Source organism: Limnohabitans sp. (genome assembly GCF_044361645.1).
GTDB lineage: Bacteria > Pseudomonadota > Gammaproteobacteria > Burkholderiales > Burkholderiaceae_C > Limnohabitans_A.
On record NZ_JBIKIL010000124.1, the window covers coordinates 1 to 11213 of the forward strand.

At 59.3% G+C, this 11213-nt stretch carries 12 protein-coding genes; 9 read left to right on the plus strand and 3 right to left on the minus strand.

All coding sequences use genetic code 11. From position 1 onward, the window contains the following. Positions 1–197: hypothetical protein (locus ACIQ39_RS16030; RefSeq protein WP_396435605.1), on the plus strand; the 197-nt coding region annotated here is incomplete at its 5' end. 269 nt (positions 198–466) lie between these two features. Here ACIQ39_RS16030 and ACIQ39_RS16035 read toward each other — a convergent pair. The 3 genes from ACIQ39_RS16035 to gpmA all read right to left on the minus strand — a co-directional run bounded on the left by ACIQ39_RS16035 (position 467) and on the right by gpmA (position 3536). Further along, complete coding sequence (locus ACIQ39_RS16035; RefSeq protein WP_396435606.1) at positions 467–1222, minus strand: HesA/MoeB/ThiF family protein; 756 nt, start codon at positions 1220–1222, stop codon at positions 467–469. Positions 1223–1247: 25 nt separating this feature from the next. Beyond that, positions 1248–2696 carry a S41 family peptidase gene (locus ACIQ39_RS16040; RefSeq protein WP_396435607.1) on the minus strand — a complete coding sequence of 483 codons (1449 nt, stop codon included), beginning with the start codon at positions 2694–2696 and terminating at the stop codon, positions 1248–1250. A 99-nt stretch (positions 2697–2795) separates the two neighbouring features. Next, the gene (gene gpmA, locus ACIQ39_RS16045; RefSeq protein WP_396435608.1) at positions 2796–3536 is read right to left on the minus strand and encodes a 2,3-diphosphoglycerate-dependent phosphoglycerate mutase; all 741 of its coding nucleotides are present in this window, start codon (positions 3534–3536) and stop codon (positions 2796–2798) included. A gap of 114 nt (positions 3537–3650) precedes the next feature. Here gpmA and ACIQ39_RS16050 point away from each other — a divergent pair, with 114 nt between their 5' ends. The 8 genes from ACIQ39_RS16050 (at position 3651) to ACIQ39_RS16085 (ending at position 10999) form a co-directional block, all read left to right on the plus strand. After that, the gene (locus tag ACIQ39_RS16050; protein ID WP_396435609.1) at positions 3651–4052 is read left to right on the plus strand and encodes a rhodanese-like domain-containing protein; all 402 of its coding nucleotides are present in this window, start codon (positions 3651–3653) and stop codon (positions 4050–4052) included. A 39-nt stretch (positions 4053–4091) separates the two neighbouring features. Beyond that, entirely contained in the window at positions 4092–4352 is a 261-nt protein-coding gene (gene grxC / locus ACIQ39_RS16055) for a glutaredoxin 3 (RefSeq protein WP_396435610.1), read from the plus strand. 134 nt (positions 4353–4486) lie between these two features. Then, positions 4487–4966, plus strand: coding sequence for a protein-export chaperone SecB (gene secB / locus ACIQ39_RS16060; protein WP_396435611.1), 480 nt, complete (start codon positions 4487–4489; stop codon positions 4964–4966). 21 nt (positions 4967–4987) lie between these two features. Further along, positions 4988–5989, plus strand: coding sequence for an NAD(P)H-dependent glycerol-3-phosphate dehydrogenase (locus tag ACIQ39_RS16065; RefSeq protein ID WP_396435612.1), 1002 nt, complete (start codon positions 4988–4990; stop codon positions 5987–5989). Positions 5990–6000: 11 nt separating this feature from the next. Continuing rightward, positions 6001–7182, plus strand: a complete 1182-nt coding sequence (gene rodA / locus ACIQ39_RS16070; RefSeq protein ID WP_396435613.1) for a rod shape-determining protein RodA — start codon at positions 6001–6003, stop codon at positions 7180–7182. Further along, positions 7179–8066, plus strand: coding sequence for an NAD(P)-dependent oxidoreductase (locus ACIQ39_RS16075; protein ID WP_396435614.1), 888 nt, complete (start codon positions 7179–7181; stop codon positions 8064–8066). The genes rodA and ACIQ39_RS16075 overlap by 4 nt, the downstream gene beginning before the upstream one ends. Positions 8067–8174: 108 nt before the next feature. After that, positions 8175–9635, plus strand: coding sequence for a metalloprotease TldD (gene tldD / locus ACIQ39_RS16080; RefSeq protein ID WP_396435615.1), 1461 nt, complete (start codon positions 8175–8177; stop codon positions 9633–9635). Between the two features lie 236 nt (positions 9636–9871). Then, the gene (locus tag ACIQ39_RS16085) at positions 9872–10999 is read left to right on the plus strand and encodes a 3-deoxy-7-phosphoheptulonate synthase (protein WP_396435616.1); all 1128 of its coding nucleotides are present in this window, start codon (positions 9872–9874) and stop codon (positions 10997–10999) included. The last annotated feature ends 214 nt before the right edge of the window (positions 11000–11213 follow it).

Sequence of the window (11213 nt, forward strand, 5' to 3'; positions counted from 1 at the left end):
ATGCGGATGTGACGGATTGGCAGGTGTGGGTTGACCGTGACGGCAAGGATGCAGAGGGGGCCAACACATTTGGTTTGCTGGTGACCTTGCAGGGCATTGACACCAGCAACTCGGGTTCGGGCATCACATCGGAGACAACCAGTGATTTGTTGCAAAGAATGTTGCAAGAAGGCCGCTTGGTGGTGACGCAGGCTTGAGGTCTGTCTGGTTTTGATGGTGGGTGTTTGGGGTTGCGCCATGTGGTCGGGTGCATACGGCATGGCGCTTTGTGTTGGAAATGCCATGGATGTGGTGCTTGAGGCGCTGCCTTGACCCTGAGCTCAGTCACCGAGTAGGTGTTTCGCAAGTGCAAATGCCCGTACCCGCACCCGCACCAGTGGCCCTGAGTGGGTGCCAAACCCAAGCCGCAAGGGCAGTTTTGACACCGATGGGAAGCTGTTTTGACAGGCGCGAATGCAGCGCGAAATCAAGCCCGAAGTGAGGCGCACACCGTGCAAACCGGGTTGCGCTGCATGCGGATGTCGGTCCACGACAGTTCGCGCCCGTCGAGCATGAGCAAGCGACCGGCCATGTGGCTGCCCATGCCGCTCAAAATTTTCAGGGCCTCGGCCGCTTGCACCGTGCCAATGATGCCCACCAGCGGCGCGAACACACCCAGGGTGGCGCAGCGGGTTTCTTCGGGCATGGCTTGGGGCGGAAAAATGCAGGCGTAGCAGGGGGCTTGGGGTTGGGTGCTGTCAAACACCGAGACTTGGCCGTCCATGCGGATGGCCGCACCCGAGACCAGCGGCTTGTGGTGCACCACGCAGGCCAGGTTCACGGCTTGGCGCGTGGCAAAGTTGTCGCAGCAGTCGATCACCACGTCGGCTTGGGCCACCAGGCGGTCAAGCAGTGCGGCATCGGCCCGCTGGGTGATGGGGGTCACGCGCACATCGGGGTTGATCTGTGCAATCGCGGTGCGCACCGATTCGGCCTTGTCTTGCCCCACCCGGTCCAGGGTGTGGGCAATTTGGCGCTGCAAATTGGTGGCGTCGACTTGGTCATGGTCAACCACGGTGATGTGTCCCACCCCCGCGCTGCCCAGGTACAGGCAGACCGGAGAGCCCAGACCCCCCGCACCAATGACCAAGGCATGCGAGGCCAACAATTTTTCTTGCCCGTCAATGCCTAATTCGTTGAGCAAGATGTGCCGCGAGTAGCGCAGCAGTTGGGTGTCATCCATGGGCTGAGTCCAGCGTTCGACGGGATCAGTCCTTTTTCTCGACTTGGCGCTCGGCCAGTGTCGTACTGGCCTTCACCGGCAGGCCTTTGAGTTGCCTGATGGCTTGCGCCAGTTGGAAGTCTTTGTCAGAACCAAATTCGGGCAGGCGGCGTTCGGCAACGGATTTGTTGGCCTCTTCTTCTATCCTTTTAATGGCTTCTTCGCGGGCTTTTTCACGCGCGGGGTCTTTCTTGTCCTCGGCCTCTTTGCCGTTGGTCAGGTGCTTTTCCAAGTCGGCCTCGCGGGTGCGCAGAGCGGCGAAGACGTTGCCGTTTTCGGTTTCGTCCAGCATCACATCGGGCACGATGCCTTTGGCTTGGATGGCGCGACCCGTCGGCGTGTAATACCGCGCGGTGGTGATTTTGAGGGCGGTGTCAGGCCCCAGTTGGCGCACGGTTTGCACCGAGCCTTTGCCGAAAGTTTGGCTGCCCATCAAGGTGCCCCGCTTGTAGTCTTGCAAGGCACCTGCCACGATTTCACTGGCCGATGCAGAGCCTTCGTTGACCAGCACCACCAAAGGTACTTTTTTCAGTGCACCGCCCGTGGCTTGGGTCATTCGGGTGATGGGGTCATTGGTGCTGTTGCGACGCCAAAATTGCGGTGAGGCTTTGTAGGTGATCTTGTTCTCTTGCAGTTGGCCATTGGTGGTGACCACCGTGACGTTTTCGGGCAAAAAGGCGGCTGACAAAGCGATTGCGGCATCTAAAAGACCGCCTGGGTCGTTGCGCAAATCGAGGACCAGTCCTTTGAGCAGGGTGTCTTGTTTGTAAAGCTCCTCGACTTTCCGCGCGAAGTCTTCGACCGTGCGTTCTTGGAATTGCGAGACGCGAATCCAGCCATAGCCGGGCTCGATCATGCGCGATTTAACGGATTGGGTCTTGATTTCTTCGCGGATGATGGTGACCGGAAAGGTGCGGTTTTCGTCTTTGCGGAAAATCGTGAGCACCACTTTGGTCTTGGGCTCGCCGCGCATGCGCTTGACCGCTTCGCTCAAAGGCAAGCCTTTGAGGGGGGTGTCGTCCACTTTGGTGATCAGGTCGTTGGTTTTGAGGCCAGCACGGTCAGCAGGTGAGCCCTCTATCGGGGTGACCACTTTGACCAGACCGTCTTCTTGGCTGATTTCAATGCCCACACCCACAAACCGGCCCGAAGTGCCCTCAGAAAATTGCTTGAAACTCTTCTTGTCAAAGTATTGCGAGTGCGGGTCTAAGCTGGCCACCATGCCGCTGATGGCTTCAGTGATCAGTTTTTTCTCATCCACCGGCTCCACATAGTCGCTTTTCACCATGCCAAACACAGCCGCCAGTTGTTGCAGCTCTTCCAGCGGCAAGGGCGCCATGTTGGCACGGGCCACGGTTTGCAGCGAGACCGTGGCCAGGGCACCTGCGAGAGCGCCCACACTGATCCAGCCGATGATTTTGAGTTTTTGTCCCATTTGGCGTTTGCCTAATCGATGAAAAATGAAACCAATATACACCCCCACCTTGCATGGCGTGGGGTGAACTTGTAAATTCCCGGCAAAGGCTTGGCAAGCTCAGGTTTTGCTTGGTTCGGCCATGGGCACGCCCTGGACGTCGGCCTGGGCAGCACCAAGGTAATAGTGGCGAATGGGCTGCAGGTCTTTGTCGAGCTCATAGACCAGAGGGATGCCGTTCGGAATGTTCAGGTGCACGATGTCTTGCTCTGAGACTTGGTCCAGGTATTTGATCAAGGCGCGGATGGAGTTGCCGTGCGCGGCAATCAAGACCCGTTGGCCAGACAAGATGCTGGGCGCAATGGTGCTGTTCCAAAAGGGCAGCACGCGGGCAACGGTGTCTTTCAGGCATTCGGTCAGCGGCACAGCCAGAGGGTCAAGCTTGGCGTAGCGGCGGTCCTTGCGCTCGCAGCGCGGATCATTGGCCGCCAAAATGGGCGGCGCAATGTCGTAGCTGCGACGCCACACCAACACCTGTTCCTCTCCAAACTCTTTGGCCATGTCGGCTTTGTTCAGGCCTTGTAAAGCGCCATAGTGGCGCTCGTTCAAGCGAAAGTCCTTGACCACGGGAAGCCAAGTGCGGTCCATTTCTTCCAGGGTGAGCCACAGGGTGTGAATGGCCCGCTTGAGCAGCGAGGTGTAGCCCATGTCAAAGTCCCAGCCTTGGGCTTTGAGCAGTTGGCCTGCGGACATGGCTTGCTTCACGCCTGTGGGGGTCAGCTCCACATCGGTCCAGCCGGTGAATCGGTTTTCGAGGTTCCAAGTGGATTCGCCGTGACGGATGAGGACCAGTTTGTACATATGCAGAAGCGCCGCAGAGGGGGGTCAAAACAAGGGAATAAGTTTGTCATTTTAGAATCCCTGCTGGCAGGCCTGATTCAGGGCCTTTGTTTTTTTGCGTTAAAGGTTTGATTCGTGAACTTTCTCATCGATAACTGGATGTTGTTGGCCATGGCGCTGGCTTCAGGTTTGGCTTTGCTTTTGCCCGTGCTGAACAAAGGCAGTGGCTTGGACCCCAATGCCATGGTGCAGCTGATGAACCGTGAAAAAGCCGTGGTCATCGATGTGTGTGAGCCCGATGAGTTTGCCCGTGGCCATGTGATGGGTGCCAAAAATGTGCCTTTGGGTCAACTGGAGGACAAGCTGCCCTTGGTGGTTAAAAACAAGTCAACCCCAGTCATCATGGTGTGCCAGGTGGGTGCCCGTTCGGCGCGGGCTGCGGCTTCGGCCCGTAAGCTCGGCTATGAGAATGCGCAATCTCTCGCTGGTGGCCTCAAGGCTTGGGTGCTGGCCAGCATGCCAACCGAAAAAGCTTGACAACTTCTTTGCGTTTTTTGTTGCCACAAGGATTCCCCCATGCAAGCCGTCAAGATGTTCACCACCGCCGTTTGCCCTTACTGCACAAGGGCCAAGCAGCTTCTCCAATCCAAAGGGGTTGAGCACATCGAAGAGATCCGCATCGACACCGATCCGGCTCAGCGAAGCCACATGGTGCAGATCACGGGTCGCCGCACGGTACCGCAAATTTTCATAGGCGCTACGCATGTGGGCGGCTGTGACGATTTGATGGCACTCGACGCTCAAGGCGGATTGCAGTCTTTGTTGCAAGGGCTTTGAGGCTGCAACGGCGCTTGAGCAGCCGAGGTTCGGGCTGGTGTGGCAACCAAGGCCAAGCCGGCATCGCCGATAATGCTTTCTTTTCCATCTATGGCACGGTTAACCGCCGCAGCCTTCTTTTTTAAGAGTGACCCATGACCGATAACGTTGTCGCCCCTGCCGCCGAGGTGCAAGCCCCTGTTTTTCAAATCCAGCGCGTTTATCTGAAAGAAGCGTCACTGGAGCAACCCAATTCGCCAGCGATCTTGCTCGACCAGCAGCAGCCCAGTGTGGACATCCAGTTGGGTGTGGAAGCCAAGCCCGTGGCTGAGGGCGTGTTTGAGGTCTGTGTGACGGCCACCGTGCACACCAAAATTGCCGACAAAACCGTGTTTTTGGTCGAATGCAAGCAAGGCGGTATTTTTGAAATCCGCCATTTGCCTGAGGAGCAAATGGGCCCGGTCATGGGCATTGCTTGTCCGCAAATCGTCTATCCCTACCTGCGCGGCAATGTGGCTGACCTGATCACCCGTGCGGGCTTTCCGCCGGTGCATTTGGCCGAAATCAACTTCCAAGCCATGTACGAACAGCAGCAAGTGCAGCAAGCCGAACAAGCCGCTGCCATCCCGCAGTAAGCGCCGAGGTCTATTCGGAGCATGCACATCACCCTGATCGGTGCGGGCGCATGGGGCACGGCCATGGCCTTGGCGGCCGCTCGGCACCCCGCCGTGCACAGAGTGACTTTGCATGCACGTGACGAGTCCCAAGCGAGGGCTTTGCGAGAGCAAAAGCAAAACGCCCGCTATTTGGCAGGCATCCAGTTGCCGGGCTCCATGAGCATCTCATCGGGTCCTTTGCCCCCTTTGTGGGCGAAAAACTCTGAGCACAGTTTGTTCGTCATTGCCACGCCCGTGGCTGGTTTGCGCAGCGTGTTGAGTTCCATGGTGGGCGTGACAGCGCCTGTGGCTTGGCTGTGCAAAGGTTTGGAGTCAGGCACCGGCCTGATGCCGCATGAAGTTCAGGCTCAAGTGGCACCGAGCCTGTTGGCGGGTGCCTTGAGTGGCCCCAGTTTCGCCCTTGGCGTGGCGCTGGAGCAGCCCACGGCCTTGGTCGCGGCCAGTGCGCACGCCAGCGTGCGGCAAGCCTTGGTGCAAGCTTTTCATGGGCCTGCTTTGAGGGTCTATGCCAACAGCGACATTGTGGGTGTGGAGGTGGGTGGTGCCGTCAAAAACGTGTTGGCCATCGCCACCGGTTTGTGCGATGGCTTGAATTTGGGTCTGAATGCCCGTGCCGCGCTGATCACGCGCGGATTGGCTGAAATGACCCGCTTAGGCAGCGCACTGGGTGCCCAGGCCGATACATTCATGGGCTTGTCAGGCTTGGGTGATTTGGTCTTGACGGCCACGGGCGACTTGAGCCGTAACCGCAAAGTGGGCTTGCTGTTGGCGCAAGGGCAAAGTCTGGCGCAGGCCGTGGCCTCGTTGGGGCATGTGGCCGAAGGGGTGTACAGCGCCCGCACGGTCTTGCGCCGTGCCCGCGATGTGGGTGTGGACATGCCCATCACCGAGGCGGTGGTGGCTTTGCTCGATGGCCGCTGGAGTGCCCAAGAAGCGGTACAACACCTGATGGGCCGTGATCCCAAGGGCGAGTTTGCCTGACAGGCCACAAAATGACCCTTCGCCAGCCGCCACTGACTTCGGCCACCGTTTTTCAAAAGCCCACAGTTTGGCAGCGCCTGGGGTTTTTGCTGAGCGGTTTTGACGGCCCTTTGGTCGTTGCGGTCCTGTTGCTGGTTTGCATGGGCATGTTGATCATGTATTCGGCCGGTTTTGACCATGGCACCCGATTTGTTGACCACGGGCGCAACATGTTGATTGCGGGAGGCATCATGTTTGTGGTGGCGCAAGTGCCGCCCTCCAAAATGATGGCTTGGGCCATGCCTGTTTACATCGTGGGCGTGATTTTGCTGGTGGGGGTTGAGCTTTTCGGCATCACCAAAAAAGGGTCTACGCGCTGGCTCTATTTAGGCGTGGTTATCCAGCCCAGTGAAATCTTGAAAATCGCTTTGCCTTTGATGTTGGCGGCATGGTTTCAAAAAAGAGAGGGCCAGTTGCGACCCTTTGACTTTGCGGTGGCACTTTTGATTTTGGGTATACCGGTTGCTTTGATCATGAAGCAACCCGACTTGGGCACCTCCTTGTTGGTGCTGGCCGCTGGGCTGACGGTGATCTTTTTTGCGGGACTGAAGTGGCGCTGGATTTTGCCGCCAGTTTTGCTCGGGCTTTTGGGCATTGTGGTGCTGGTGATCATGGAGCCCAGTTTGTGCAAACCCGATGTGGATTGGTATGTTTTGCACGAGTACCAGCGGCAAAGGGTGTGCACCTTGCTCGACCCGGGCCGCGACCCGCTGGGCAAGGGCTTTCACATCATTCAGGGCATGATCGCGATTGGCTCGGGTGGCTTTTGGGGCAAGGGCTTCATGCAGGGCACGCAAACCCACCTGGAGTTCATCCCCGAGCGCACCACCGACTTTATTTTTGCGGCTTTGGGTGAAGAGTTTGGCCTGTTCGGCGGTTTGGTCTTGTTGGCCTGCTTCTTCTTTTTAATCTACCGGGCACTGGTCATTGCCATGCAGGCCCCGACCTTGTTCAGCCGTTTGTTGGCCGGCAGCATGGCCATGATTTTCTTCACCTATGCCTTTGTGAACATGGGCATGGTCAGCGGCATTTTGCCGGTGGTGGGGGTGCCCTTGCCCTTCGTCTCTTATGGCGGTACGGCCATGGTGACTTTGGGCATGGCCTTGGGCATCTTGATGTCGATAGCGCGGTCCAAACAACTGGTACAAACATGACATTTCTGACACAAGTTGCGGTGGTGGGGGTGGGCAATATGGGCGGTGGCATGCTGACCCGTTTGCGCGGTTTTGGCTGGTCCGTGGCGGTGCATGACACCGACCCGCTGGCTCAGTCGAAGGCCGTGGCCCTGGGGGCCGTGGCCTGTGGGTCTGCGATGGCAGCGGCTCGACATCTGACGCCAGATGGTGTGTTGATGGTGGTCGTGGTGGATGCTGCACAAACCGAGGCGGTGCTTTGGGGCGATGGGGGCGCTGGCCCGGTTTTGAAGCCGGGTCAAGCCGTCATGCTGTGCCCAACCCTGGGGCCTGCCACGGTGCAAAGCCAGGCCGAGCGTTTGGCGCAGATGGGCATTGACTGCATCGATGCGCCCATGTCGGGTGGTCCTGTGCGGGCCCAAGAGGGCAGCATGAGCTTGATGGTGGCCTGCTCGGATGCGGTGTGGCAACGCAGCCAAAAGCTTCTGAATGCTTTGAGTCAGCAAGTTTTTCGCGTCGGAACCCGCGCAGGAGACGGCGCGCGCACCAAACTCGTCAACAATTTGTTAGCTGCCGTGAATCTGGCAGGTGCTGCCGAGGCCATGGCCTTGGCCGAGCGTCTGGGGCTGGACCCTGCCGCCACGCTGTCGGTGATTGAAGCTTCCAGCGGTCAAAGCTGGATTGGCTCGAACAGGATGCGCCGGGCCTTGGCCGGTGATTTCGAACCGCGTGCCCACGTCACTTTGCTGGCCAAAGACACGGGTTTGGCTGTGCAGGCCGCTGACGAGGTGGCTTTTGACCCCGCTTTGGGACGCATGGCGCGCGATGTGTTCGCCCAAGCCATGGCCTTGGGCTGGGCAGATTTGGACGACGCTGCCTTGCTCAAGCTCATGCGCCAGCGCTGAAATTGGCTGGCCATGAGCGGCCTTGAACGCTGCCAACGCTGGGTGCAGGGGACCGACCCGCGCATCCAGCCCCGGCAAGGGTCTTGCAGCCTGCCTACAATGGAGCCCATGATTTCACGCGAACCCACCATCGAACGTCTGGCCACGGCCCGCTCCCTCTTGCTTGAGCCTTTTGGCTTGGACGAAAGTCACCTGAGCCGGGCGCTGTCCGCCATCCAGGCGCACCAAGTCGACGACGCCGACCTGTACTTTCAGTACACCCGTTCTGAGGGCTGGAGCTTGGAAGAGGGCATCGTCAAGACCGGCAGCTTCAGCATCGACCAGGGTGTGGGCGTGCGTGCCGTCTCGGGTGAGAAAACCGCCTTCGCCTACTCGGACGACATCTCCGAAGCCTCCTTGATGGATGCAGCCATGACGGTGCGCAGCATCGCGCAGGCGACGCAAAACAAACGCATCAAGGTGCCTGCCCGCAAGGTGTCGGCCAGCCGGTCGCTCTACCCCTCGCTCGACCCCATGTCCACGCTGGACAGCACCGCCAAAGTGGACTTGCTGGGCCGGGTGGAAAAAACCGCCAAAGCCAAAGACCCCCGCGTGGTGCAAGTCATGGCCGGTTTGGCCACCGAATACGACGTGGTGATGGTGGCGCGCGCCGATGGCACGCTGGCCGCCGATGTGCGCCCCTTGATTCGTTTGTCGGTCACGGTGATCGCCGAGCAAAACGGCCGCCGTGAAGTGGGCAGCGCGGGCGGCGGTGGCCGCTTTGGCTTGGCTTACTTTGACGACGCCATGGTCGAGAGCTATGTGCAAGAAGCCGTGTCGGCCGCCCTCATCAACCTCGAAGCCCGCCCCGCGCCTGCCGGTGAAATGACCGTGGTGTTGGGCAGTGGCTGGCCCGGCGTGCTCTTGCACGAAGCCGTGGGCCACGGCCTGGAAGGCGACTTCAACCGCAAGGGCTCAAGTGCCTTCAGCGGCCGCATCGGTCAACGTGTGGCGGCCAAAGGCGTCACGGTGCTGGACGACGGCACCATGGCCGACCGCCGGGGCTCGCTGAACGTGGACGACGAAGGCCACGCCACTCAAAAGAACGTGCTGATCGAAGACGGCATCTTGCGCGGCTACATCCAAGACTCGATGAACGCCCGCCTGATGGGCGTCAAGCCCACGGGCAATGGCCGCCGCGAAAGCTACGCCCATGTGCCCATGCCGCGCATGACCAACACCTACATGCTGGGCGGCGACAAGAGCCCCGAAGAAATCGTGGCCAGCATCAAAAAGGGCCTGTATGCCACCAATTTTGCGGGCGGGCAGGTGGACATCACCAGCGGCAAGTTTGTGTTCTCGGCCAGCCAGGCTTACTGGGTGGAAAACGGCAAAATCCAATACCCCGTCAAGGGCGCCACCCTGATCGGCAGCGGCCCCGAGTCGCTCAAAAAGATCAGCCTGATCGGCAACGACATGAAGCTGGACTCGGGCGTGGGCACTTGCGGCAAAGAAGGCCAAAGCGTGCCGGTGGGCGTGGGCCAGCCCACCTTGCGCATCGACGGCTTGACGGTGGGCGGCACGGCCTGAGCCCTGTGGGTGGGCCCGGGTTTGTCCCCGTGTGCCTGTTCAGGAACCGTCAACAAGCTGTGCTACATTGAACCCCATGTCGTTGCGCCCCAACTTTTTCTTTTTTTATTTTTGGTTCTCAGTCCCAGGCGGACGAGAGGCGAGCGCATAAGCACCCGAACATCTCGAACCACACCGCCGGAGCCCCAAAGCCCGGCGGTTTTTTTTGACCATTTTTCAACTTCCAGGAGTCCACGATGAACACCAAAACCTCAACCGCAGAAAGCTGGTACCCGAATGCCGCCGACCGCAAAGGCCAGACCGACGACGAACGCATCAAGGACATCACCGTGCTCCCACCGCCAGAACATTTGATCCGATTCTTCCCGATCGCCGGCACGGCGACCGAAACCCTGATCTCCCAAACCCGCCAAGCGATTCAGAACATCGTGCACGGCCAAGACGACCGCCTGCTCGTCATCATCGGCCCGTGCTCGATCCACGACCCGGCCGCCGCCATCGAGTACGCCCGCCGCTTGAAACCGCTGCGCGACAAGTACGCCGACAGCCTGGAAATTGTGATGCGCGTGTACTTCGAAAAACCCCGCACCACCGTGGGCTGGAAGGGCCTGATCAACGACCCCTACTTGGACGAGAGCTACCGCATCGACGAAGGCCTGCGCATTGCGCGCCAGTTGCTGATTGAAATCAACCGCCAGGGCCTGCCTGCGGGCAGCGAGTTTTTGGATGTGATCTCGCCCCAGTACATCGGTGACCTGATCAGCTGGGGCGCCATCGGCGCGCGCACCACCGAAAGCCAAGTGCACCGCGAGCTGGCCTCGGGCCTGTCGGCGCCCATTGGCTTCAAGAACGGCACCGACGGCAACATCAAAATCGCCACCGATGCCATTCAAGCCGCTGCCCGTGGCCACCACTTTTTGTCGGTGCACAAAAACGGCCAGGTGGCCATTGTGCAGACCCAGGGCAACCGGGATTGCCACGTGATTTTGCGCGGTGGCAAAGCCCCCAACTACGATGCCGAGAGCGTGGCCGCCGCCTGCCAGGAACTCCAAGCCGCCAAGCTGCCCGCCAGTTTGATGGTCGACTGCAGCCACGCCAACAGCAGCAAAAAGCACGAACGCCAAATCGACGTGGCCAAAGACATCGCAGCCCAAATCAGCGGCGGTTCACGCCAGGTGTTTGGCGTCATGGTCGAGAGCCACCTGAAAGACGGCGCGCAGAAGTTCACGCCTGGTCAGCACGATGTGACCAAACTGACCTACGGCCAAAGCATCACCGACGCCTGCATCGGCTGGGACGACAGCGAAGGCGTGTTGCAGGTGCTGTCGGAGGCGATCGCAAAGCGCCGCAGTGTCCAACGCTGAACACAGCGCCCGTGCGGCACGGCCTCATTGAATTGGATCTGGATGGGGCTGTCGCTCTGAGGGTATAAAAATGAAAACTTAATTTTTTAGTCGTCCCTGAAAAATTCATTTTCAGTTCAGCGCCCAGTTTTTGGACTCAGCCTTGAGTGGTTCGTAGACAAAGATTTGTCGCAATTGCCGAGCAAGTTGCCCCAAACCGCAGGCCTGCAGCAGG